The sequence below is a fragment of the Gimesia maris genome (genome assembly GCF_008298035.1).
Lineage (GTDB): Bacteria > Planctomycetota > Planctomycetia > Planctomycetales > Planctomycetaceae > Gimesia > Gimesia maris.
The window spans coordinates 1,070,794-1,096,339 of record NZ_CP042910.1 but is presented as its reverse complement, the minus strand read 5'-3'; the positions used below and the strand labels follow the sequence as shown (position 1 = coordinate 1,096,339).

Below are 25,546 nucleotides of genomic sequence, written 5' to 3'. Positions count from 1 at the left end.
ACGGGAGACCTTTCGTGGGTAAAGGATGGTGTTTATTTTTTCTGTTCTGGCCTGTTGCCGCAGTCGTGTCCTGCGCGGCAGCTCCATTGATTGGCTGGTCTTTTCCCTACGACAATGCGCAAGCCGCCAGTAACCTGGGAATCCGTATCGATAGCCTGTTTTATTTAATTCTGGCCATCACGGCACTTGTGTTCGTCGGTACGCAGGCAGTCCTTGTCTATGCTCTCTGGCGTAGTGCCAATAATCGTGATGAGCGAGCCCAGTACATACACGGTAACCATAAACTGGAACTCATCTGGAGTATCATCCCCGGTGCCATCCTGTTATTTCTGGCCCTCTACCAGATGAACCTCTGGGCGGACTTTCGCTTTAAAAATCACTACCCGGAAGCCGCTGTCAAAGATCCCCTGGCAGAAGTCACCGCGCGCCAGTTTGAATGGCGTTTCCGTTATCCTGCCATCGGGAAACAACTTCAGCCCAAACCACAGCCCGATGACCTTTATACCGTCAATGAACTGCACGTCCCCTTCGGCAAACCGGTACTGATCCAGCTGCGCAGCGACGATGTGCAGCACTCGTTCTTCCTGCCCGCTTTGCGGATCAAACAGGATGCCCTGCCCGGCCTGCAGATTCCCGTCTGGTTCGAAGCCAACAAGCCCGGCGTTTACGATCTGGTCTGTGCGGAACTGTGTGGCTGGGGCCATTACAAAATGAAAGCCCACGTGATCGTGCAACCCGAAGCAGAATACCAGGCTTATCTGAAAAACCTGACCCAGCAGCAATCCTATGATGGACTGGGAAAAATTGCCGCCAACGAAAACGGCTCAGAGAGTGAGGCCGCCGAGTAATGAGTGTTTTGAATCCCTCCCCCACCGGACTGCAACCGATTCTGACTCCCCAGGAGCATCACGGGCCGGGAAACTTCATCACGAAGTACATTTTTTCAACTGACCATAAAATCATCGCGATCCAGTTCCTGTTTACCACATTGCTGATGATGATTGTCGGCGGTGCACTTGCCCTGGCAGTCCGCTGGCAGCTGGCGTTCCCCTGGGAATCGATGCCGATTGTCGGGCCATGGCTGTTTGCCGCGGAAGGCGGACAGATCTCACCGGAATTTTACACGATGCTGTTTACCATGCATGCCACCGTGATGATCTTCCTGGTGATCATCCCCATCCTCGCAGGGATGTTCGGAAACTTTCTGATCCCGCTGATGATTGGCGCGGATGATATGGCATTTCCCAAACTGAACATGTTGAGTTACTGGTTCATGTGGCCGGCAATCGCCTGCTTCGGCATGAGTTTCAAGTACGCAGGCGGTCCGGCAGCAGGCTGGACCTCGTACCCGGTACTCGCTGATCTGGCGCAAGCGGCCCCGGGCTCGGGAACCGCGCAGACATACTGGCTGCTGGGAGTGACCTTTGTCGGGTTCTCTTCAATGATGGGCTCAATCAACTACATGACGACCATCATCAATATGCGTGCTCCCGGCATGACCTTCTTTCGGTTGCCCATGACCATCTGGGGACTGTTTATCACGGCCATTCTGCAGGCGTTTGCACTTCCCGTTCTGACCGCCGGCGGATTCATGCAGGTTGCCGACCGATTATTCGGAACCTGTTTCTTCTATCCTTCCGGACTGGTCATCAATAACGCCGCGCCTACGGTGGGAGGCGGACAGCCTTTACTCTGGCAGCACCTGTTCTGGTTTTACTCTCATCCCGCGGTTTATATTATGCTGCTCCCGATTATGGGTATGGTGTCCGACATGCTGAGCTGCATGTGTCGGAAACCGCTGTTCGGTTATAAGCCGATGGTCTTCTCCATGTCTGCCATCGCCAGCCTCGGATTCATCGTCTGGGGGCACCACATGTTTACCAGCGGCATGAACCCTGCCGTCGGGATGGCGTTCATGGTCTCCACCATGATGATCGCGCTCCCCTCCGCAATCAAAACCTTCAACTGGACCGCAACGATCTGGGGTGGGAAGCTGGAATTCAATACGGTCACGCTGAACTGCATTGCCTTCCTTTCAATGTTTATCGTCGGCGGGCTCAGCGGTATCTTCATGGCGGCTGTCCCCGTGGACGTCTATTTCCATGACACCTACTTCATTGTCGCCCACTTCCATTACATTCTGTTCGGTGCCACCCTGTTTGGTGTCTTCGCCGGAATCCAGTTCTGGTTCCCGAAAATGTTCGGCCGGATGATGAATGAAAAACTGGGTAAAACGCACTTCGTGCTGACTTTCATCGGTGCCAACGGCACATTTTTCCCGATGCACTTCCTGGGAATGCAGGGCATGCCCCGCCGCTATGCCGACCCTTACCTGCACGGTTACCTCGAGCACCTGCTGCCGATGAATCAGTTCATGACCATTTCTGCCATCATCATGGGTGCTGCCCAGATCCTGCTGTTCATCAACATCTTCTACAGCATGTTCTTTGGCCCCAAAGCAGGTCGAAATCCCTGGAATGCGACGACGCTGGAATGGGCGGCTCCGTCCCCTCCAGGACATGGAAACTTCGATTTTGTACCGATGGTCTATCACGGACCCAATGAATATGCCGTCGTGAATGGCGATAAAGATTTTCTGATGCAGACAGAACAGAAATGTGAGCCGCCGGCAAATCACACGTCTACCGATACCGAAACCTCAGTGTAAATTGAAACGTTAACCAAAAGTTATCCCAATGAACCAGCAACAGTATCATCCCTGGCTTTTCAGACTGGCCCTGGCGACTGCAATCGCCACGCTGCCTCTGATGATTATGGGCGGGCATGTGACCACCAAGGACTATGGCATGGCAGTAGATGGCTGGCCGAGTTCCGACGGACAAAATATGTTTACGTATCCTGTGTTCGGTCTCCCTACGGATAAATTTTTCGAGCATGTGCATCGACTCCTGGGAACGCTGGTCGGCTTCTTATCCATCATACTGGTCATAGTGGCCTTTAAAGTCGAATCACAAAAATGGATTCGCAATGTCGCAATCGCCGTGCTGGTCTGTGTGATTATCCAGGGAATTCTGGGGGGTACCCGAGTTACTGAAAACAGCAAAGCTCTGGCAATGGCACACGGCTTGTTTGCCGCCTGCGTGTTTACCCTGATGTCATTCCTGACCATGGCCACAGGCAAACGCTGGATCGAAAACAGCAATAATCCCCCTGAACTTGCTGCTGGATATGGTCGCCGCCTGGCAATCACAGTGCCGCTGCTCGTCCTCTTTCAGTATTTCCTGGGAGGATTCCTCAGCCACTTCAAAATGGGACTGCATCCTCACATGAGCTTTGCGATTGTGGTTTTGATCTTTGTGATCATTGAATTTCGCAGTGCTCGCAAAACAGGTATCAAATGGTTGAAACGACCGGCGATGGGCATGCTGCATCTCGGTATTTTCCAGATCATGCTCGGCATTGGTGCCTGGCTGACACGATTTGGGCTTCCTGCTGCCGGGATCGTTGGAGAACCCGGTTCCCTGCAACAGTCGTTGTTTCGCACCACACACCTGATTGCGGGTATCCTGTTACTTATGACCACGGCCCTGTATTCGGTCCGTGTCTTTCGACTCCATCAATTAAATAAAAACAGATCGTCAGAGCAATCTCTCTCTGCTACTGATTCCTTACCGAATGCCGAAGGTAACGTTTGAAATGTCTACAACTCAACAATCTTACATCGCTGTCGAAGAATCGAAAACCGCCGCCAAACCTGTCAGCCTGGCCCGGTTAGGCGATTACCTCGAACTCATCAAACCGAGAATTTCGACGATGGCTCTGATCTCGGTGGCATTAGGTTATACACTGGCCTCCGCCCATTCCTGGTCCCTGCTGCCTTTAATCCATGCCCTGCTGGGAATCGGTCTGGTTGCCGTCGGCTGCAACTCGCTGAATCAGATGCTGGAAATGAAAAGTGATGCCTTGATGCCCCGCACGGCCAATCGCCCGCTGCCTGCCGGGAAAATCTCATTGCCCGAGGTTCTGGTATTCGGTATTGGTGCCGCGCTGACCGGTATTTTTTACCTGGCAACCATGGTCAACCTGCTGACTGCCTTTTTAGCGATGATGACCCTGGTGCTCTACGTGCTGGTTTACACACCCCTTAAACGGGTGACCTCACTTTGCACCACCATCGGTGCCATCCCCGGCGCCATGCCTCCCATCCTGGGCTGGACGGCTGCGGGAGGCAATCTGAATACCTCTTCCTTCGCGATTTTTGCCATCATGTTCTTCTGGCAGTTCCCGCACTTTCTGGCGATTGCCTGGCTGTACCGTCATCAATACCACCAGGCAGGTTTGAAAATGCTGCCCGCCGCAGATCCGGCACCACGCATAATCGGCTGGATGTGTGTGATTTATGCGGTCGCTCTGATCCCCGTCAGTCTGCTGCCTCAATATGTTTCCCTGACAGGGACGTTTTACTCTGTGGTCGCGCTGGTCCTGGGAATTGGCTACCTTGCCTTCTCGATTCGTTTCCTGCGAAACGAAACACGCCAGACCGCCCGCCAGTTAATCTGGTTCTCTCTGATTTATCTCCCGCTGCTGTTACTCACCTTGACCTGGGATCGACTGCAACTGTTTAACTGATCAATCCACGAACACGCGTTTCAGGATTCAACGACTGTTTGATTGTCTGCGATGTAAAGTGAAAGATTATAATGAGTCACGAAAGTAATTCGCCACAATATCGAATGGGGCTTCCCATACCACACTCCAAACTGGGGATGTGGCTTTTCCTGGCGACAGAAATCATGTTTTTTTCGGCCTTCATCGGAGCCTACATCGTGCTCCGCGCCGGTTCGCCCGGCTGGCCTGACGATCCGGAAATCACCCACCTGCGAATCTGGGCCGGCGGCTTGAATACATTTGTGCTGATTCTCTCCAGCTACTTCGTCGTACTGGCGCTGGAAGGCATGAAAGTCGAAAACTTTGCCAAAGCAAGACGTTATCTCTGCCTGACGCTGCTGCTGGCCTGTCTGTTCCTGGGCATCAAAGCCTATGAATATTCGGGCAAGTTCAAATACGACATTCTCCCCGGACACATTCCGGAAACCCCGCGCATGGCCATCGATAAATCCATGCGGGAAATGAAACACGTCGTAGATCAACGGGCCATTGCGTTATCTGCTGCAAAGCTGCCTGACAAAACAGAACCCACGGATCCTGAAGAATCAGTGGAAATCGCCGGCGTCGCCGATGAAAAAACAGAGGAAGTCGAAACGCCCGTCGAAGAACTCCGCCAGCAGTTGCAGACAGAACTGGCGGCCGAAGACACCCCTGCAGCACGCAAAAAAGAACTGCAGGCCTATTTTGATCTCGGAGATAAATACCGGGAATTAAATGAACGGGCGCTGGACGAATCCATCAGCATGCAGGAGATGAATCAAGAGCTGAAAACCCTGAAGGAGAACCCCGAGTATGGTTCGTTCCTTGCACCAGTCCATTTTCTGCAACCCATTATTTACGGAAACCTGTTTGCCTCGGTGTACTTTCTGCTGACCGGTTTTCATGCCCTGCACGTCGTGATCGGCATGCTGCTGTTTATCATTGTGCTGATGCAGGGCCGACGCCTGAGTAAAAAATGGAACGATTACGTCGAAAATATCGGCCTGTACTGGCACTTCGTCGACCTGGTCTGGATCTTCCTGTTCCCGCTGATTTACATCATTTAACTGAGAGCCACTAATCAGATGTCAGATCAACACGATCACGCTTACGTCAAATATTCCTCCATCTTCTTCGCTTTGTGTATCTGCACGGTGCTGTCGATCCTCTTTGACGTCATCGATTTAAAAGGAAAGAACATCATCGGCATGAACGGCGTCGTGCTGCTGGCACTGCTGGTTCTGGCCGTCGCCTGCGCCAAAGCACTGTTTGTTCTGATTTATTTTATGCATCTGAAATTCGAAGGAAAATGGAAGTACGTGCTGCTCAGTCCCACTATCATTCTCGCGATGGGACTGACGATCGCCATGACTCCCGATATCGGCATTCATTATTACACCAATGAAGCACCACAAATCGACTACCTGGAACAGGCCCGGCAGACCGCAGCCACGACTGATGCCTTGAACCCCGAAAAAAGTCATGTTGAGTAACCCCCTCACTCAGGAAGCAACGACTGCAGCCCGCATCCGTGTCACCGATATTTCTCACCGATACGGCGATCGGCTGGCTTTGAATCAGCTGAGCTTTGATGTCCGCCCCGCAGAGATCTTTGGCTTGCTGGGACCAAACGGAGGCGGCAAAACGACTCTCTTTCGCCTGCTCTCAACACTGCTCCCACTGCAGTCCGGTAACGCGACAATTGCTGATCGAGACCTTTCCACACAGGCTCGGGAAATCCGCTCCGTCATTGGCGTCACTTTCCAGTCACCCAGCCTGGATGGCAAACTGACGGTATGGGAAAACCTGAAACATCAGGCACACCTGTATGGCATTGCAGGCGAACTGCTGCGGGAACGGATCACGTCCGTGCTGCAGCACCTGGGACTCACAGATCGTAAAGCGGACCTGGCCGAATCTTTGTCGGGCGGGTTAAAACGCCGCGTCGAAATTGCCAAAGGCCTGCTGCATGCTCCCCAGGTCCTGCTGCTGGATGAACCGAGCACCGGACTCGACCCGGGTGCGCGACACGATCTCTGGAAATACCTCAAACAACTTCAGCGCGAACAGGGCGTGACTATCCTGATCACCACACACTTAATGGAGGAAGCGGAACACTGTGACCGGTTGGGAATTCTGCACCAGGGAGAACTGATCTCGCTGGGAACGCCGGACGAATTACGGGCTTCGGTGGGGGGAGACTGCCTGACTATCCACGCGGAACATCCAGAAACCCTACAGAACCAGATTACAGAGCGATTCGGCGTCACGCCTCAGCAGGTCAATCACAGTCTGCGTCTGGAACATCCGCGGGGGCACGAATTTCTGAAAGATCTGATCGACGCCTTTCCGGAACAGGTCACGTCAGTTTCACTCGGGAAACCGACCCTGGAAGATGTCTTCATTCATAAGACCGGACATCAGTTCTGGCAGGCGGAGGAAGTTGAATGAATCAGCCTGCCACAGTCACCCCCTCCTTTGTTCTGCCGATCCTGACACTTGCGCAGCGTGAAGTGGTCCGCTTTGCCAGACAGCGTACCCGCGTGATCGGTGCCCTGATTCAGCCGATCCTGTTCTGGATTCTGTTCGGAGCAGGACTGCGTGGTTCTTTCAAAGCCCCCGAATGGGCGACGGCAGGCATGACCTACCAGGAATATTTTTTCCCGGGTGTCGCCGTCATGATCCTGATGTTTACCGCGATCTTCTCTACGATCTCGATCATCGAAGACCGTAAGGAAGGCTTCCTGCAGGGAGTGCTGGTCTCCCCGGTTCCCCGTTCTTCGATTGTATTGGGAAAACTGCTGGGGGGAACGATCCTGGCCGTTTTACAAGCTGTCCTGTTTATTCTGCTGGGGCCCCTATTAAAAATTGTCGGATTGGCGCCGGACTTCGATACCGGAATCACACTGGCAGGTTTCATTCCCCTGCTGCTGTTTCTGTTCCTGCTGGGATTCAGCCTGACGGCGCTCGGCTACCTGATTGCCTGGCCGATGGAATCCACACAAGGGTTTCACGCCATCATGTCAGTCTTTCTGATGCCGATGTGGCTGCTTTCCGGTTCGTTTTTTCCGGCGGGAGATTCCGGCTGGCTTTCCTGGATCATCCGCGCCAATCCCCTGACGTATGGGGTGACCGGTTTACGGCGTCTGCTCTCTGCGGGAACTGCTCTCCCCAGTGCGCCGGGCAACCCCTCGATGATTGTCTGCCTGACCGTCACCGCTGTGGTCTGTATAATTTATGTAACGATTGCCATCTGGATGACCCGACAGCGGGCCTCCCGAAATGCCCGATAAATATAATTCTATTTAACGAACTCTGAAGAATTAAAATGACCGAGACAAAACGAAACCGTCGCATCCCGCTGATTCTGATCATCCTGCTCTGGGTACTCGTCGCTGTGAGCGCGTTCGCCACCTGGAAGCTGAAAACACAACGTGACCTCGCATTGGAACAGATGAAAGCCAGTGAAGCCGCTCAGAAAAAAGCGGCGGAAGAGATTGAGACCGAAGCACTCAAAATCGAAACGCCCATCTGGCCAGAAGCAGGCATCGACGATTTTTCCCTTACCGAGCGCAGTGGGAAAACCGTGACCAAAGAAGACCTGCTGGGCAAACCCTGGGTCGCCTGCTTTGTGTTCACGCGTTGCGCAGGCCCCTGCCCGCGCGTCTCCGGCCAGTTTTATCAGTTGCAGAAAGATCTGAAAGACCTGGACTTCCGCCTGGTAACCTTTACCGTCGACCCCAAAAATGACACTCCCGAAGTCTTATCCCGTTATGCAGAATCGGTCGGTGCGGATCCGGAAAAGTGGTTGTTTCTCACCGGCGATCAAAATGAGATCTTTCACCTGATTGAAAAAAGTTTTCTGATGCCGGTTGAGGAAAATAAGGGTCCCGCCCGCAAGCCAGGCTTTGAAGTCATCCACACCACCAACGTTATGCTGGTTGATAAAAACGGACGCGTGCTGGGAAAATACAATGCGGTTGACGATGTCGAGATGGCAGAACTCAGACGGGAAGTTCGTAAGCTCGTCAAAGAAGAAAAGCCGAAACCAGACACAGAAAAACCGGAGGAACAGCAACCGGATTCCCCCGAGAACACGAAGCAAGACGAAGCAGCCAAACCGAAAACACCCGCCAAAGCGGGCATGATTTCCCTGAGCACGCCCCTGCTTCCGATCGTGACCAATCTGCTGGCGCAAACGGAAGACGGTTCACCTGCAGCAGAAGCGGATACCGGGGAAACAGTTAAAACAGCGCCGGACTGGGTCTACCAGCTGCCGGCAGTCAACGCCACATTAAACGGCCTGGCCACCATTCTACTCATGGTAGGTTACTGGTTTATTCGACATGGAGAACAGCAGAAGCACAAAAAAACGATGCTGTCCGCATTCGCGACGTCCGTTCTGTTCCTGGTTTTTTACCTGCTGTATCACTTCGCATTACAAAGCTATACGGGAACCGCATCCCGGAAATTTGGTGGAGAAGGTGCGATCCGCCCTATTTACTACTTCATTCTGATCACACATGTAGTGCTTGCGGCGGCTGTCCCTGTGCTGGCCTGGGTAACGATCCGACGTGGTCTGAAACAGCAGTGGGAAGCCCACCGAAAAATCGCCAAAATCACCTTTCCGATCTGGCTGTATGTCTCCATCACCGGAGTTGTGATCTATTTTATGCTCTATCATTTGCCGGGAGCCGCCTGAAAATCAGGTTAAAACCGGCTGGAACCGGCCCCTTGATCTGTTACAATAGAAGCATCTCATGTTTTTTTTAAAGTGGTTCGTAACATGTTAAAGCGATTTTCATTCCTTCGTTCCTGTGTTCTGACAGCCGCATTGCTGGGGGTCTTCTCCACGCCTGCTGTGATCAGTCAGGCTGCGGCCTGTCCGATGTGTAAACAGTTGAACGAAACGGATAATTCCAAGCCCCGCGCTTACATGTACAGCATTGCATTCATGCTGGCAATGCCGGCGATGCTGCTTTCCGGCTTCGGTGTTGCTTTTTTCAAGATGATGAAACGCGAACAGGAAACGGTCCAGCAATACGAAAACAACCGGAACCCGCATCAAAGTGATGCCGATTCCGGTATGTCTGATTCGAAATGATTGAACGCGTTGTCGCTTCTTTCAAGCGTTAGCGACGAACGGTATTCCAGACGGTCGCTGCCGAGGGAGCGGGCACAAAAGCGCCTTTGGCTGATGCAGTGCGTGACAGAGAATCATCATAAGTCGATTGACTGGAAACGGCAGTCTGTGTTCTGGCATACGAGTTCTGGGAAGGAATTGTCTGCCATTCTGAGTTGGTCTGCAGATTGGGAACCTGTAAAACAGCCGGACTGGGTGGCAACGTCGCAGCCATGCTTGAGAAGGCAGGTCCGCTGCTTCCGTTTCCGCCCCAGCCTGTCGCCGGTTGTGCACTGATTGTCGGAGCCAGAGTCGGGTAGGCTCCCATGTCCAGCGATGTATTAGACATCGGCGTGGGAACAGGAGCACTGGATGGTGCCGGTGTGGAAGGCACAACGTAAGGCTGCATGGATGGTGATGGACTCATCATCGAAGGCTGCCCGTTCATGCAGTCAGTGCATGTGGACTGTGGCACTGTCACCTGGACCCGTTTTCTGACCTGAATTGGAGTTTTGACATAGCTGGTCTGTTTCTGGTACTGGGTGCATTGAATCTGTTTGGTCACCATCTTGGGAACCCAGACGCGCTGCCAGCAGCCTTCATCCACGGTCACCTGCTTATAAGTGGTCACGGGAACTGTAGTCGTTCGTGGTATCATTCGATACTCGGTACAAATGACATCCTGGTAACAGATCTGTGGCGGAGGAGGAGTACACACGCCCGGACAGCATGAAGTCACGGGAGCACAACGCCGAAAGTAACGGCGGGCCAGTTTTTTACAACGGTGACCGCAGCGGCCATGTTGTGGATAACTGCAAGCCGAGCCTCCACGGTTAAATAACCGCTGGAAGATATGAGCATCCGCGGAATTATCATTGGTCATAATCAGGAACAGCGAAGCAACTACAATACTATTTCGAATCCAGGGGGACATCGAAAAACTCCTTTTTTACTAAGTGTGCTGGATGGCACTCCTTTGATTTCGTTCCCGTTTCAGTCAAACTGAGACACTGGCTCTACAGGATCAGCCGGAACGAATAACCCACCTTTCTCATTTATCGGCATAATCGTTAAAGTCGCTTTATTTTATATTTCATAATTTACGAAATTCATTGCCCCCCGGATGTCGTGACATTCAGAGCACATTTTGAGAAGATAGGAAAGCAGGAATCTGGCTCCCAGACAAAGACAGAGCCGATAAACCATATAATAACAAGCACTTAACTCATTTCAACGAGACTAAAGGACATGAACATGGCAGAAGCATCACTGGCACACATGGTCTATTTCACCCTCAAAGACGGTTCCCCTGAAGCCAGTGAGGCCATGGTGAAAGCCTGTCACCTGTATCTCAAGGACCATCCGGGCGTACTCTACTTTTCCGCCGGGGTCCGTGGTACCGAGTTTCAACGGCCGGTGAATAATCAGGAATATCACGTGGCTCTGAACGTGGTCTTCGACAACAAAGACTCACACGACAAATATCAGGAAGCCGCCGACCACCTGACCTTTATCTCTGAAAACAAAGACAAATGGGCCAACGTCCAGGTCTTTGACAGTTATGTCACCAGCTGATCAAACAGCGCGATCCAATTCAGAACACCGGGACAATCAGAGGCGTCTGATACTCGGGATGCGGCAGCACTTTGACCGGTGTCTGATAGACTTCCGTCAGGCGGGCTTCCGTCAGGACTTCGGCCCCCGTGCCGATCGCTGCGATCTCCCCTTTGTCCAGTAACACGATCTGGTCAGCAAAGCTGCTGGCCAGATTCAGATCATGAATGGTCAGGATGACGGTCAGATTCCGCTCGTGTGCCAGATTGCGAATGAGTGTTAAAATCTCGACCTGGTATTTCAGATCGAGTCCCGTCGTCGGCTCATCCAGACACAACACGCTTGTCTGTTGTACCAGGGCGCGCGCGATCAAAGTCCGTCGCCATTCCCCGCCAGATATTTCCGTGATCTTTCGCTGACGTAATTCCGTCAGTCCGGTCTGCTGCAATGCAGCTTCCACCTGGCTCGTATCCTCTGACTGAAACGGCTGAACCCAACCTCGATGGGCACTGCGGCCCAGTTGTATGGTTTCTTCGACCGTCATCGGCCACTGTGGAGATTCCAGCTGTGGTGCCAGCGCCAGTTTCTGCGCCACCTGTTTGCGCGTCATCTGAACCAGCGACTCCCCTTCAATCAGCACGCTGCCTTCGCGGATTTCCACCAGGTGAAACAGGGCGCGCAGTAACGTGGTCTTGCCGGAACCATTCGGGCCCAGTAGTACCAGTACGGTTCCCGGTGAAATCCCCAGCGAGACCTGCTTTAAGACATCCTGCCGGTTATATCCGCAGGAGACGTTTTCCAGTTCGATTGGATTCATGCTCGTTCCCCTTCTTAACCGGACTGCTGACCGCGACTGAGCAGCAGGAACAGAAAAAACGGACAGCCCATCAGCGCCGTCACAACCCCCACGGGAATTTCCGCCGGTGCAATCACCGTCCGCGCCAGCGTGTCAGCGATGACCATCAGTGTCGCTCCCAACAGACAGCTGCCGGGAATCAGCAGTCCATGGCGAGGGCCTGACAGAATGCGTGTCATATGCGGCGCCATCAATCCTAAAAACCCGATCACCCCTGAAACAGCGACACAGGCCGCAGTACAGAATGTCGCGGCGACCAGAATCAGCATCCGATATTTTGCAATTGATAAACCCAGCGTCTGGGCAGTCTCATCACCAAACGACAGTAGATCCAGCGGACGCGACAGTAACCACAGCAATGCTCCGCTACAGAGAATCACAGGTCCCGCCATCACGATTTCATTCCAATGTCTGCCAGAGAAACTGCCCAGCAGCCAGCTGAAGATGGTGGTCAGCATTTCATGGTTCAGAAACATGATCAGCGAGACGAGCGCGCCGGTAAAACTGCTGAGCGCCATTCCCGCCAGAATCAATGTCAGCAGCGGTGCACTTCGACCAATGCTGCTTAATGAAGCGATCAGAAACACACCACAGACGACGAGCAGCGCCCCGGCGAACGCCGCCAGAATCAGCCACGGGATCTGCCAGGTCGCGGTAATGACAGTAATACTCCCCGCGATCCAGAGCAGCGCGAGCGTGGCTCCCAGGGCCGCACCACTGGAGGCACCAATTACAAACGGATCCGCCAGGGGATTGCGAAACACTCCCTGAAAAGCAGCACCGGCGACCGCCAGTCCCCCTCCCACACAAGCCGCCAGTATCACGCGAGGCAGACGGATCTGCCAGAGTATCGTATTGATGTACGATTCCTCTGCCGGATGCCAGAGCCCCTGCCAGATCTGTTCAAAAGAAAGGGAGACCGCTCCGAAATGGATTCCCACCAGCAGCGCAATCAACAAGCCCGCCAGTAAAGGCAGGAAACGCCAGGTCAGAAATGGAATGCGAGGTTGCATGAACGGCAGCGCCCACTCAGAAGGTCAGGGTTTCGGGAATGCTTCAGGGTACAATGCCTGAGCCACATTTTGAAGCCCCTGCACCACCCGCGGCCCGGGACGCGAAATCAGGTCATCCTCAATAATATAGATCCGCTGATTCTTCACGGCGTTCATTTTGTCCCAGCCCGGACGCTGTTTCAGAGTAGCAATTGCCTGCCGTGCATCTGCCTGCGGATTATTTTTGAGTCCCGGCAGCAGAATCACATCGGGATTGCGCACAACCAATGTCTCCTCACTGACCTGGGGATAAGCAATCTTCAAGTCACCGAAAATATTATCCCCGCCCACCAGGGTGATCAGCTCACCAATGAATGACTCGGGCCCCGCCGTCATCAAAGGTTGATCCCAGACCTGATAAAACACGCGCGGGCGACCCTGTTCCTGAAACGGTTTGACCCGTTCCTGAATCGCCTGGATGTCCTCCTTGATTTGATGGATGATCTGTTTTCCGCGATCCGTGTGCCCGGTGGCTTTCGCAATTCCCAGAATCGATTTCTCGATATCCGCCAGCGACTGTGACTCAAACGAGAGTACAGGCACCTTGATTTTCTCCAGCTGCTCTGCCAGCAGTCGATGATAATCGCCGCCGAGAATAATCAGATCCGGCTGCAGTTCCACGAGTGCTTCAAGGCTGATACTGCCCGGATTGGCAAACGCGATCTTTTTCAACGATTTGGTTTCCGGAGGATAATTACACAGAGACGTACACCCCACCAACTGCTCACCCGCACCGATCGCAAACAGAATTTCCGTGTGAGCCGGCATCAGTGAAATGATCCGCTGAGGCTGTGACTGGATCGTGACATCCTGCCCGCGATAATCAGTCACCGTGACAGGGTACGCCACGGAGATCAGGGGCTCTCGCGTCTCTTTCACTTCAGACTGCACCGCCTGCGCGGAACTCGGGCTGGTCGCCTCGGGTTGGCAGCCTGCGGTCACTCCCGATAAGAGTAACAACAGGAACAGTCTGTTTAAACAGGTATTCATAACTTCGTTGGTATCGAATCTTTTCTCAAATTGGAAGTGGCAGACGCTGATTCAGTAAAAATCAGCCCGGAATGACCGTTTTCAGTCATTCCAGGGCTAAACACAAACAGGCGTCTGTCCTTGTCGGCAGGATCATTCCTTCAGATTCAGTTTGGCACGCAGCGTCTTGGCTGCGGTAACCATGTTCTGTAAGGCGGGCCTGACTTCGTCCCATTTGCGGGTCTTCAGTCCACAGTCCGGGTTCACCCATAACTGTCGCGGCTCCAGCACCTTCAATGCTTTTTCGAGCAGATCAACCATCCATTCCACCGTCGGCACCTGCGGCGAATGAATGTCGTATACGCCCGGTCCAATTTCATTGGGATAGTGAAATTGAACGAATGCATCCAGCAGTTCCATATTACTCCGCGACGTTTCAATCGAAATCACATCGGCGTCCAAGGCAGCAATTGCCTCAATGATATCATTGAATTCCGAGTAACACATATGCGTGTGAATCTGGGTCTCATCTTCCACACCTGCTGCGGACAGGCGAAAACAGTCGACCGCCCACTTGAGATACGCGTGCCAGTCGGAACGACGCAGAGGCAAGCCTTCCCGGACCGCCGGCTCGTCAATCTGAATGATCCGAATGCCGCCAGCTTCCAGGTCCAGCACTTCATCACGAATCGCCAGACCAATCTGCTGGCAGGTCTCACTGCGAGGCTGGTCATCGCGGACGAACGACCATTGCAGAATCGTCACCGGCCCGGTCAGCATGCCTTTCATCAGTTTCCCGGTACAGGACTGCGCGTACTTCGTCCATTTCACCGTCATCGGTCCCTTGCGCAAAATATCACCGAAAATGATCGGCGGTTTCACACAACGGGAACCGTAACTCTGCACCCAGCCGTTTTTCGTGGCAATGAAGCCTTCCAGCTGTTCGCCGAAATATTCCACCATGTCATTCCGTTCGGCTTCGCCGTGCACGAGCACATCCAGGTCGACCGATTCCTGGTACTCAATATCACTGGCGATACATGCCTGCAGAAACTGTTCGTAAGCCGACTCTGTCAATTCCCCTTTCTTGAACGCGGCTCGCGCCTTGCGAATTTCCTCCGTCTGCGGAAACGAACCAATGGTCGTTGTGGGAAACAGCGGCAGTTGCAACGTCTTCTGCTGCCAAACGCGACGCTCTGCATAGGGACTTTTGCGGGTTAACATCGGTTCGGTCACGGCGGCACTGCGTTCTTTCACCTCCGGACGATGCACGCGCGGCGAATTACGGCGGGCATTCATCGCAGCCCGATTTGCGCTCAGTGCGTCTGCGACACTCTCTCTCCCTGCATTCACGCATTGAGTCAGAATAGAGATTTCTGCCAGCTTCTGCCGGGCATAAGCCAGCCACTGCCGGATTTCGGAATCCAGATCGGTTTCGTTTTCCAGATCGACGGGTGAATGTAACAGCGAGCAGGAAGGGCCAATCAGAATTCGATCCGCGCCAATCCGGTTCACGGCCTTTTCAATCAACGCCAGCGACTGTTCGAAATCGTTCTTCCAGATATTACGACCGTCGATGACGCCCAATGACAGCGCCACTTCCGCCGGCAGTTGTTCCAGCACGTCGTCCAGTTGCTCGGGAGCGCGGACCAGATCAACGTGTAATGCAGCAATCGGCAGTGAAACGGCGGTCGGGAGGTTCTCCGCAAGGGGACCAAAGTAAGTCGTCAACGCGATCTTGATTCCACCGGGGATGATCGAAAGCTGATCGTAGGCCCGCTGAAAGGCAACTCGCTGTTCCGCCGTCAAATCGAGAACCAGACAGGGTTCGTCGATCTGAATCCACGTTGCCCCGGAGGCAGACAGGCGGGTCAGCACTTCCGCATACACGGGCAGCAGGCGCTCCAGCAGACTTAAGCAGTCGAAGTCAGCCGTCCCCGACTTCCCCAGCAGCAGGAATGAGACCGGGCCCAGCAGGACAGGACGGGTTTCGATGCCCAGCGCTTTCGCTTCCAGGAATTCGTCGATGACTTTGGTCGACGCCAGCTGGAACTGCTGATCGGGTTTGAACTCGGGGACGAGGTAATGGTAGTTGGTATCAAACCATTTGGTCATCTCCAGGGCGGCGACACCGGCAGTAGTCGCGTTGACCGATTTGCCCCCCTTTCCGCCTCGCGCCATTGCGAAATAAGTAGTCAGATCAACGGCGTCGCTCGTCCATTGAAATCGGGCCGGGATCGCACCGACTAGCGCCGTCGTATCCAGCACCTGATCATAGAAAGAAAAATCATTCGAAGGGATCTGTTCGATCCCTGCTGCCTGTTGCAGTTTCCAGTTTGTTTCACGCAGGCCGCGACCGATCTGCTGCAGTTCTGCTTCGCTGATTTTTTCTGACCAGAATTTTTCGACGGCTCTTTTCAGTTCACGGTGTGCGCCAATACGGGGAAATCCAAGATTCGTAGCAATAGCCATTCAGAGGCTCCTTTTATTTTTAAATGAACAGGTTTGTTAAATAGACTTTGGTGCGCATACCGTCTCCAGAGGGTGTGCGCACCGGTAGCGTAAACGTGTTTGTGAAGTGTTCCGCAACTCAGGCGCAAGTGGTGCGCAGACCGGGAGCGTGTTCACAAACCGTGATAAAAACAACCAGGGGGTCGATGAGTTTAATGGTCCAAAACAGGACACGGCGTTGAGACAGAGCCAGCTGGCAGCGCGCAGGCAGAGACGTTCTTCCAATCAAAGAACGCAGCAGGCCAGGCATCTGCGCAGAGTAACTCTGATAGTACTCGCGTAGTGAAAGACGCCTGCATCACAGCAGGCGCGCAACGGCAGTGTCCGTTTCAGACCCGGGGCATGTCAGATTCGTCGGCGTCTCCAACCCGTCTGTATTCGGGCGAGACATACAGCCGGTCACACCAGTGCACACGCTGCATATAAAGGGTCATACCTGTTTTCCTGTGAAAACGAAAAGGACGCTGGAAGAAAACCCGCAATCACAGCGCGTTCGCAATTCCAAGGCCAGAGAGTAACAGCCGCCGGCTATTTCGTCAACTTGAAAATCAGTCAAAACAGTCATTGGGTCAATCGACGAATCCTGACTTCATGACACAAATCGCAGAAACCGGTTCCCGACCATTTAATAGAGCCCTCTGTACTCGTGGCAAGCCAATGCGCTTTTCTGCAGCATGATTGACAATTTTTTATAAATAACGAACGGAACGAAACACACGGAAATCAAGACCTCATCCTCTCCTCAGCATAAACACCAGAACTCGCTTAATACGCAGGAACATAATGGAAACGTCCTGATCTGACATTGGGGAAGTGAGAGACGCAACCTGGCAAGCTCGGTCGGAGAAAAACGGTCTCCCCAAAGCAGCAAATACTTAAGCTGGTCCAGTTCCCTCAATGGTGACAGGTCGGTGACGGAATCGTCAATCAGTAACACCTCGAGAAGCTCCAGCTTCATCAGCGGCTGCCAGTTTGTCACATTGCAATTCCAGATTGCCAGATTTCGCAAAGAGTTGTGACGCACCAGTGTGTTCAAGCCGGCATTGTCAATTCCGGGATTCAGCGACAGCGATTCCAGGGGAAGCGACAGTAAGAATTCAATCCCCGCGTGAGAGATTTCGGTATTGTCCAGTTGCAGTTGTTTCAGGTTGGTCGCCTCACTCAAAAATCGCAGCCCTTTGTCTGTGAGCGATGTCTTTTGCAGATCCAGGCTTTCCAGAGCGGGGAAGTCAGTCAGGGCGGGAATGCCGGCGTCGGTAATCGCTGTAAAGCCGAGCCCCAGATCCTCGATACCGGAGTCCGCGAGCCACACCAGGCTGGTATCGGTGATCTTCGTTTTAAACAGCTCCAGTTTTCGCAAGTGCCCGCAATTTGCCAGGTGGCGAACCCCGTCATCCGTAATGTCTGTGAAATTCAGGCAGAGATCGGTAAGCCATTCACATTCGACGCAGGACTGACAGGCAGCATCCGTGATGCCGGTGTCGCTCAACTCTAGTTTATTGAGTTGGGAATCTGGCAGACACTCTGCCAGCGCCTGATCGTTGACCGCCGTATTGGATAGATTCAATCGGCGCAGCGAAAACGCCTTCGCTCCCACAAGATTCAGAATCGCTTCGTTGGAGACCGCCGTGTGCCCCAGGTTGATGCTTTCGAGCCAGGCTAGACTTTCGAGTGCCAATAGCGCTGCGTCTGTGATGTCGAGACAGGCGAGCGACAATCGCTGCAAACGCGGCAATTCCGGAAGATATTGCAACAACCCCGCGTCGGTAACGCGCGTTGCCTGCAGGTTCAAGCTGCGCAGCGAAGACAGCTCCGTCAGATAACCCAGCCCCCGGTCTGTGATCTGGTTTCGCCTCACATTAGCAGCCGGTACCGGCCGCAGTCCGGGGGAGAGGCAACCAGGCGCACAGGCAATATTGAGTTTTTCGAGCTTGGAGAGCTTCAGCAACGGCTTCAGTCCGTCATCAGATACGAGTGTGTCGTACAGCCCCAAGCGTTCGAGATTTCTCATTTCACCAATGAAGTTCAGACCCGCATCAGAGATGCTGGTATTGTCCAGAATCAACGCTTCGAAGCCAGGATAGAAGATTAAATGACGCAGGTCTTCATTCGCAACTTCCGAATTCATGAGGTTGACCAGACCATTGGGTTCGTTTGCCGTGTATTCGATTTGACTCCCCAACCGGGCCAGCATCTGACTGGCCTCTTCCGGGAGTGATGGCTCGTCATTCATATCTGTCTCTCGCCTTCCCAAAACATGCGAAACGAAGATCACATTTTGAATTCATCATCTACAGGACAGAATATTCCAGGCCCATCTGCTGTTTGTATTTTTATTCCCTCAAAATCGGTCTGCAAAACTCAACATCCATCAGTATACCACTTCTCCTTACCGACAGCAGCAATAATTAATCCAAGTCGGCCAATTTCTCTCAGCCCCTCACCGTGCATAAAAAAAGGGACCACCGGTTGGTGGTCCCTGCGAGGGTGCCTTGTTTTCTTATCGCGGACGAATCAGTCCCAGGTCAGTGAACCGGATTAGTCCTGCCCCTTTACTGTCTTCAAACACACCTTAAGACTCGATCATTACTCCCGGTAAAACGAACGCGGGGGCTTGAATTTTGAGTCGATCTTAAACTCGAATTCCGATTCCGGCGCATTGACTTTGGCTGCCTGGACGATCGCATGCGGCTTGAACAGGTTATAGGCTGGGGGAATCTGTTCTTTCATCCCGACCCCACCTTGTTGAGAATCGGGAGGGATCGGAGACCCGTCCGGTAGTGTGAGCTTCGAGAAGGTCACGCCGTATTCTCCCGGAGGGCAACCCGGGTTTGAATGATAGTCAGTCAAAGTAAACTTGCCTGCCTCATCGGTCAGGCCAAATCCTCCATTCCCTTTTGTTCCGCCAGTGGGATGAAATTCCACCATCGCACCGGCAAGCGGTTGACCATCCATCGCCACGATTCCCGAAACAGGAATCATATCAATGTCGGGACCGGAATCCGAACCCCCACAACCGGAAAGCGAAGTAAGCATGACTGTGAAAAGTATCGCAGTTCCTCGAGTCAATTGACGCGTCGTATCTAAGCAAGCACTCATGTTGTTCCACCAGAGATAAAAGAAGCAGGATTGATTAAAAGGAGCAGAATCCGCCGCTCACGGGTTTCCACCTCCGTGAGCGTGGGAACATCCCGGAAAACAAATACCCTAATCAGAACTCACCGATCACCTGGCCATCTTTGATTCGGGAGAGATTGGTGCGGATCGAAGCATCGATGTTCTCGTTGAGAAAACGCACTGCACCATCCGCGAGCAGGATCATACAACCTCCGACATGGGCACTTCCGGGCATACTGTAAGATCCCAGTACGCCGGGCTGTTCCGTCATTGGAGGAGTCCAGGAACAACAGAGCCAGTAGTTGATTCCGCGGCTGTGGCCAAGGTTGACGCCATTTCCCGCGTAGACGCTACATCCCCAGTAGTTACCGGTTCCATCCCGCACCTGTCGAGTCGTTTCACAGACCATGACGGTATTACTGGTGCCATCCTTGATCTTCGCAATATCGGAATTGGAATTCTCCCCGAAGAGCGCTCTCGTGGTACTTCCTTCATCTCGCCACAACGCCCAGGGCCCTGTGCCGGAGGTGACACTGAATCCGTAGTTGGTCATGGCACTTCCTGAGACACCACAGCCGTAGTTGGGAGACACTGCATTGTAGGTCTGGTTATTGTCATCACTCGGACAATTGAAAACGGCGATGATCTTTTTTGTCAGTTCCATATTAGCGGTAATGTCCGCAGACGCCCCCATCACTGTTCCCGCACTCGTCGAAGACCACCCACTAAACGTGCTGTTGCGTTGGGCTGCGGTGAAGTTGAACTGATTATAAAGAGCAGACTGTTCCAGATAAGGCAGCAGCAGTGTCCAACCGGATGTATTCAGAATCGGATCTCCGGCCTGCGTCCAGACCATGGCATTGTTGGCACTCGAGTAGGGGAACTTGGTGTGAGCATCGTGATAATTGTGCAGAGCCAGACCAAGCTGCTTCATATTATTCTTGCAGGAGGAACGGCGCGCTGCTTCGCGCGCCTGTTGTACGGCCGGGAGCAGCAATGCGATTAAAATGGCAATAATTGCGATGACTACCAGCAGTTCTATCAGTGTGAAGCCTCGGGAGCGTCTCAAAGTTGTTTTGGGCCTTTTGGAATGGCAAACGGAATTATTTTCCAACAAGTAACTCATGTTCTTGTCCTGATGTACTGGTGTAGTAGTGAATGATATGATGCAAGAGGACTTTCAACGTGAGGCTCGTCTAGAGGTCTTCAACAGGAGAGGGACAGAGCACCGTGTTCCAGCACACAGTTACGCAAAGAACGTGCCGCAGGGAGTATCAAATGGGTCGTTAAAAACCTCCAACTCACCGCACACCGGACATCGAGACACAACCTGTTTAACACGCTTCACTTATGGGAACTACTATTTCGTCGTCTCAGAATGTTCGGACATTGAGACGTCGGACGATCACTTCGTGAGTGCCCTAAATCTTTGAAGATTGCCAATTAATTTCGCACCAGAGATCACCAGACGGTGAACTCTTCAATCCAGCATTTCAGCAGAGAACCTGTGACAGAATCGATACAACTGTCTGAGTGGGAACTGTACGGAAAGCATTAAAGCGATCAGCGACTGTCTTGAAGTTTGTCAGGCAGATTGAAGATTTTGATTCCACGTCTGTTTTTTGAGAGTCGCTGCCTGTTATTTTACTCCGACCTCCCCGCGCGTAAAAAAAGGGACCACCGGCTGGTGGTCCCTTTAGAGGGTGCCTTGTTTTTTAGTCGCGGACGAATCAGTCCCAGTTTAATGAACCGGAGCTCTGGTATTCAGTCACGCGGGTTTCGAAGAAGTTCTTTTCCTTCGAGAGGTCCATGGTTTCGCTCATCCAGGGGAACGGATTCGCAGAACCGTACTGGGCGGGCAGACCAATGCGTTCCAGGCGACGGTCAGCGATGTGCTGCACATATTCGCGGAACAGTTCGCCGTTCAGACCAAGGATACCGGTCGGCAGGCAGTCTTTGGCGTACTCGATTTCCAGCTCGGCGGCATACTTCATGCGGTCGATAATGAGCTGCTGGAATTCGGGAGTCCAGAGATCGGGGTTTTCCTGCTTGATGCCATTGATCAGGTCGATGCCGAAGTTCAGGTGAATCGTTTCGTCCCGCAGGATGTACTGAAACTGTTCGCCGATCCCGGTCATCATGTTACGACGATGGAAAGAAAGCACCATCACGAAACCGGTGTAGAAGAAGAGTCCTTCCATGATCAGGTAGTAACCGATCAGGTTTTTCAGGAAGGCCTGGGCCCCTTCGAAGGTATCGGTGGTGAAATCGTGATCCAGAATTTCCGAGGTCAGCTCCATTTCCAGCTGATCTTTTTTCGCAATCGCGGGAACTTCGTGATACATGTTGAAGACTTCCGACTCATTGAGCCCGAGGCTTTCGACGATGTACAGGAAAGTGTGCGAATGCACGGCTTCTTCAAAGGCCTGACGCAACAGGTACTGACGGCATTCCGCATTGGTCACATGCTTGAAGATGGCCAATACGATGTTGTTGGCCACCAGGCTCTCTGCGGTCGCAAAGAAACCCAGGTTCCGCATGATCACGAAACGTTCGCCTTCACTGAGTTTGCTGGAACGCCAGGTTTCAATATCTTTGGTCATGCCGACTTCGGTAGGCATCCAGTGGTTGGCACAACCATTCAGATAATGTTCCCAGGCCCAGTGATACTTGAGTGGCATCAACTGGTTGACGTCGACCTGAGAGCAGTTAATCAGGCGTTTTTTATCTGCTTTGAAACGGCCCGTAGGAGTATCGCCTACTGGAGAAACCGGAGTCTTGGAATTTGTATTTGCATTAAGGATTGTCATCATAACACCTTTTTGAAATCCATTTAGTAATTGAAACTGAACACGTTTGACAGCGGGATGAAAAGACTGTGTTTACTGGCAGGCCTCGCAATCACCGTCCAGATTACAGCTTTCGCCAGGCGTCACCATGGTGGCGGCAGGCTCCCGATCGACCTGAATATCACCCGAAGCACTGGCGTTTTTCATCCAGCGGGGCTGAATGCCAAACTTGTTGACGTCCACCGTTGATTTCTCAACCTGTGTGGCTGCCAGTGTTCGCAGATAATAAGTGGTCTTCAAACCGCGTTCCCAGGCCAGCATATACATTTCATGCAGTTTCTTGCCGGATGGTTCTGCCAGGTAGAGGTTGAGTGACTGTCCCATATCGATCCATTTCTGGCGATGGGCGGCACACTCGATGGTCCACTTGGGTTCTACTTCAAACGCCGTCAGGTAACGGGCCTTCAGTTCATCGGGGATCCGTTCGATTTCCTGAACCGAACCGTCATAGTACTTGAGAGATTCCAGCATGTCTGCATCCCACAGATCGACGGCTTTCAAGTCATCCACCAGCTGGCGATTGACCTGGGTGAACTCGCCGGAAAGATTGCTCTTCACATACAGATGTTTGTAGGAAGGCTCAATCGATTGAGACACACCGATGATCGTAGAGATCGTGGCCGTCGGAGCAATCGCCATCACGTTACTGTTACGCATGCCATTGGCGGCGATGGAATTGCGAACGACCTGCCAGTCCAGGCGGGCCTGGCGATCGACTTCGACCGGAATCCCCCGTTCTTTTTCATACAAGTCCAGCGTATCGATGGGTAACAGGCCCCGGTCCCATTTGGAACCGGTATAAGAACCATAACGTCCCCGCTCGCCGGCCAGTTCTGAAGAGGCCAGAATCGCGAAGTAGGAAATGGCTTCCATGCTGGCATCGGCAAACTCAACAGCCTGCATGCTGGCATAGCTGATGCCCTGGGCCAGAAGTGCATCCTGGAAACCCATGATTCCCAGACCAACGGGGCGATGCTTGGTATTCGAGTTGCGTGCTTCGGGAGTGGGGTAGTAATTGATGTCAATCACGTTATCCAGCATCCGCATCGCAGTCCGAACGGTTTCTTCCAGCATGCCCAGATCGAGCTGACCATCGACGATGTGCAGCTTGAGGTTCACTGAACCCAGGTTACAGACAGCCGTCTCATCCCGTGAGGTGTTGAGCAGAATCTCGGTACAGAGGTTACTGCTGTGCACGACGCCGACATGATCCTGAGGAGAACGCAGGTTAGACGCATCCTTCCAGGTAATCCAGGGATGTCCGGTTTCGAACAGGCGTGTCAGCATTTTACGCCACAACTCGACAGCAGAAATACGGCGGAACAGTTTGATTTCGCCGGTCTCTGTCATGCGTTCGTATTCAGCGTAGCGCTTTTCGAAATCATGACCGTACAGATCGTGTAGATCAGGCACATCATTCGGGCTGAACAAAGTCCACTCGGCATCTTCGCGAACCCGACGCATAAACAGGTCGGGAATCCAGTTGGCGGTGTGCATGTCATGGGTACGACGCCGATCATCGCCTGTGTTTTTACGCAGGTCGAGGAACTCTTCGACATCCATGTGCCACGTTTCGAGGTAAGAGCAGACAGCGCCTTTGCGTTTTCCGCCCTGGTTCACGGCAACCGCAGTATCGTTGACCACTTTCAGGAACGGAATCACGCCCTGGCTCTGACCATTGGTACCACTGATGTGGGAGTTGGTTGCCCGGATCTGTGTCCAGTCGTTACCCAGTCCGCCGGCCCATTTGGAGAGCTTGGCATTGTCGGCAACACACTTGAAGATGTGATCCAGATCGTCGTTCACCGTCGACAGATAACAGGAGCTCAACTGCGGATGCAGTGTGGCCGAGTTAAACAGTGTCGGCGTTGCCGATGTAAATCGGAACGAGGAGAGGATGTTGTAGAACTCGATGGCCCGACCAGTGGCATCCCCTTCTTCCTGAATCGCCAGTCCCATGGAAACACGCATCCAGAAATACTGGGGTGTTTCGATACGTCGGCCACCAATGTGCAGCAGGTAACGATCGAAGATGGCCTGCAGACCCAGGTACTGGAACAGGTGGTCCCGCTTGGGCTCCAAAGCCAGAGCGATGCGGTTCAGATCGAACTTATGCAGATCGGGGGTCAGTCGTTTGGCGGCAATCCCGTCCTCCAGGAACTTCGGAAAACGATCGACATACAGCTGATTCAATTCATTGACGTCCGAGGGCGCATTTCCCAGGGCATCGTTGTAGATGATTTTCAGCATCAGGCGTGAAGCGACGGTATCGTAAGCAGGATCGCGTTCGATCCGGGTACGGGCCGCCAGAATCATCGCGCGGTACAGTTCTTCCACGGAGATTCCGTCGAAGATCGACCGCATGACTTCTTCCAGCAGTGCTTCCGCGGAACAGTCCCCTTCCAGCCCGCGACAGGCATCGGAAAGCCGGGCCAGAATACGGGCTTCATCGAAGGGCACCTTGGTCCCGTCTGTCAGAACCACATGAAACCGGGGCGTGGTGGATTTGATGCTTTCTGATTCTTCGACGAGATCAGAAGATCCACGCAGTGCACGCAGCTTGGCACGTTCCGCACGGTAGACGATGTAGCGACGGGCAATGCGATAGTGCCCGCGTCGCATCAGCATCATTTCAACGACGTCCTGAATTTTTTCAACTTCGACCCCGGCGTCTGTACTGGCCGCTGATGCAATTTCATTGGCAACCGACTCGACCATCTCCGGGATTTCCATCCGGATTTCGTCATCGAGTGGTTGATTATCCGCAAGGTTCAGTTCCGCGCGGAAAGCGTTGGAAATTGCCCGACCGATCAGCGAAGCATCAAAAGGAGCTGTCCGCCCCCCGCGCTTCGTGACGACCCATTCTGTTTGCGCTCGAATCATTCGATTGCCTCCTTTAAATGGAATG

The 25,546-nt window shown here is 53.1% G+C and carries 21 protein-coding genes; 11 read left to right on the top strand and 10 right to left on the bottom strand.

The window, feature by feature from the left end; all coding sequences use genetic code 11:
• The first annotated feature begins 14 nt into the window (after nucleotides 1–14).
• From coxB to GmarT_RS04085, 10 genes are all read left to right on the top strand, one after another.
• Nucleotides 15–848 carry a cytochrome c oxidase subunit II gene (gene coxB, locus GmarT_RS04130; RefSeq protein ID WP_002644182.1) on the top strand — a complete coding sequence of 278 codons (834 nt, stop codon included), beginning with the start codon at nucleotides 15–17 and terminating at the stop codon, nucleotides 846–848.
• The gene (locus GmarT_RS04125; protein ID WP_002644183.1) at nucleotides 848–2,668 is read left to right on the top strand and encodes a cytochrome c oxidase subunit I; all 1,821 of its coding nucleotides are present in this window, start codon (nucleotides 848–850) and stop codon (nucleotides 2,666–2,668) included. The genes coxB and GmarT_RS04125 overlap by 1 nt, the downstream gene beginning before the upstream one ends.
• 28 nt (nucleotides 2,669–2,696) lie before the next feature.
• On the top strand, nucleotides 2,697–3,656 hold the full coding sequence (locus GmarT_RS04120) for a COX15/CtaA family protein (protein ID WP_002644184.1): 960 nt from the start codon (nucleotides 2,697–2,699) through the stop codon (nucleotides 3,654–3,656).
• A 1-nt stretch (nucleotide 3,657) separates the two neighbouring features.
• The gene (cyoE, locus tag GmarT_RS04115) at nucleotides 3,658–4,590 is read left to right on the top strand and encodes a heme o synthase (protein WP_002644185.1); all 933 of its coding nucleotides are present in this window, start codon (nucleotides 3,658–3,660) and stop codon (nucleotides 4,588–4,590) included.
• A gap of 71 nt (nucleotides 4,591–4,661) precedes the next feature.
• Nucleotides 4,662–5,675, top strand: a complete 1,014-nt coding sequence (locus tag GmarT_RS04110; RefSeq protein WP_044236332.1) for a cytochrome c oxidase subunit 3 — start codon at nucleotides 4,662–4,664, stop codon at nucleotides 5,673–5,675.
• 18 nt (nucleotides 5,676–5,693) lie between these two features.
• Complete coding sequence (locus GmarT_RS04105; RefSeq protein WP_002644187.1) at nucleotides 5,694–6,101, top strand: cytochrome C oxidase subunit IV family protein; 408 nt, start codon at nucleotides 5,694–5,696, stop codon at nucleotides 6,099–6,101.
• Entirely contained in the window at nucleotides 6,091–7,059 is a 969-nt protein-coding gene (locus GmarT_RS04100; RefSeq protein WP_002644188.1) for an ABC transporter ATP-binding protein, read from the top strand. Before GmarT_RS04105 ends, GmarT_RS04100 begins: the two co-directional genes overlap by 11 nt.
• Entirely contained in the window at nucleotides 7,056–7,901 is an 846-nt protein-coding gene (locus GmarT_RS04095) for an ABC transporter permease (RefSeq protein ID WP_002644189.1), read from the top strand. Before GmarT_RS04100 ends, GmarT_RS04095 begins: the two co-directional genes overlap by 4 nt.
• Before the next feature lie 35 nt (nucleotides 7,902–7,936).
• On the top strand, nucleotides 7,937–9,310 hold the full coding sequence (locus GmarT_RS04090) for a DUF420 domain-containing protein (protein ID WP_002644190.1): 1,374 nt from the start codon (nucleotides 7,937–7,939) through the stop codon (nucleotides 9,308–9,310).
• Between the two features lie 84 nt (nucleotides 9,311–9,394).
• On the top strand, nucleotides 9,395–9,712 hold the full coding sequence (locus GmarT_RS04085) for a hypothetical protein (RefSeq protein ID WP_002644191.1): 318 nt from the start codon (nucleotides 9,395–9,397) through the stop codon (nucleotides 9,710–9,712).
• Nucleotides 9,713–9,740: 28 nt separating this feature from the next.
• Here GmarT_RS04085 and GmarT_RS04080 read toward each other — a convergent pair whose 3' ends face one another.
• Complete coding sequence (locus GmarT_RS04080; RefSeq protein ID WP_002644192.1) at nucleotides 9,741–10,664, bottom strand: hypothetical protein; 924 nt, start codon at nucleotides 10,662–10,664, stop codon at nucleotides 9,741–9,743.
• Nucleotides 10,665–10,984: 320 nt separating this feature from the next.
• On the opposite strand from GmarT_RS04080, the gene GmarT_RS04075 reads away from it, so the two are divergent.
• A complete protein-coding gene (locus GmarT_RS04075) occupies nucleotides 10,985–11,305 on the top strand; it encodes a Dabb family protein (protein WP_002644193.1) in 321 nt (106 codons plus the stop codon).
• Between the two features lie 19 nt (nucleotides 11,306–11,324).
• Here the strand turns inward: GmarT_RS04075 and GmarT_RS04070 are convergent, their stop codons facing one another.
• The 9 genes from GmarT_RS04070 to GmarT_RS04030 form a co-directional block, all read right to left on the bottom strand.
• The gene (locus GmarT_RS04070) at nucleotides 11,325–12,101 is read right to left on the bottom strand and encodes an ABC transporter ATP-binding protein (protein ID WP_002644194.1); all 777 of its coding nucleotides are present in this window, start codon (nucleotides 12,099–12,101) and stop codon (nucleotides 11,325–11,327) included.
• A 14-nt stretch (nucleotides 12,102–12,115) separates the two neighbouring features.
• Nucleotides 12,116–13,153 carry a FecCD family ABC transporter permease gene (locus GmarT_RS04065; RefSeq protein WP_002644195.1) on the bottom strand — a complete coding sequence of 346 codons (1,038 nt, stop codon included), beginning with the start codon at nucleotides 13,151–13,153 and terminating at the stop codon, nucleotides 12,116–12,118.
• 24 nt (nucleotides 13,154–13,177) lie between these two features.
• Entirely contained in the window at nucleotides 13,178–14,182 is a 1,005-nt protein-coding gene (locus GmarT_RS04060; RefSeq protein ID WP_002644196.1) for an ABC transporter substrate-binding protein, read from the bottom strand.
• A gap of 132 nt (nucleotides 14,183–14,314) precedes the next feature.
• The gene (gene metE, locus GmarT_RS04055; protein WP_002644197.1) at nucleotides 14,315–16,633 is read right to left on the bottom strand and encodes a 5-methyltetrahydropteroyltriglutamate--homocysteine S-methyltransferase; all 2,319 of its coding nucleotides are present in this window, start codon (nucleotides 16,631–16,633) and stop codon (nucleotides 14,315–14,317) included.
• A 781-nt stretch (nucleotides 16,634–17,414) separates the two neighbouring features.
• Nucleotides 17,415–18,905, bottom strand: a complete 1,491-nt coding sequence (locus GmarT_RS04050) for a leucine-rich repeat domain-containing protein (protein ID WP_002644199.1) — start codon at nucleotides 18,903–18,905, stop codon at nucleotides 17,415–17,417.
• A gap of 353 nt (nucleotides 18,906–19,258) precedes the next feature.
• A complete protein-coding gene (locus GmarT_RS04045; protein ID WP_149302439.1) occupies nucleotides 19,259–19,771 on the bottom strand; it encodes a carboxypeptidase-like regulatory domain-containing protein in 513 nt (170 codons plus the stop codon).
• A gap of 112 nt (nucleotides 19,772–19,883) precedes the next feature.
• Nucleotides 19,884–20,915, bottom strand: a complete 1,032-nt coding sequence (locus tag GmarT_RS04040) for a DUF1559 domain-containing protein (protein WP_002644201.1) — start codon at nucleotides 20,913–20,915, stop codon at nucleotides 19,884–19,886.
• Between the two features lie 604 nt (nucleotides 20,916–21,519).
• Complete coding sequence (locus tag GmarT_RS04035) at nucleotides 21,520–22,599, bottom strand: ribonucleotide-diphosphate reductase subunit beta (protein ID WP_002644202.1); 1,080 nt, start codon at nucleotides 22,597–22,599, stop codon at nucleotides 21,520–21,522.
• A 72-nt stretch (nucleotides 22,600–22,671) separates the two neighbouring features.
• Complete coding sequence (locus tag GmarT_RS04030) at nucleotides 22,672–25,521, bottom strand: ribonucleoside-diphosphate reductase subunit alpha (protein WP_002644203.1); 2,850 nt, start codon at nucleotides 25,519–25,521, stop codon at nucleotides 22,672–22,674.
• Between the last annotated feature and the right edge of the window lie 25 nt (nucleotides 25,522–25,546).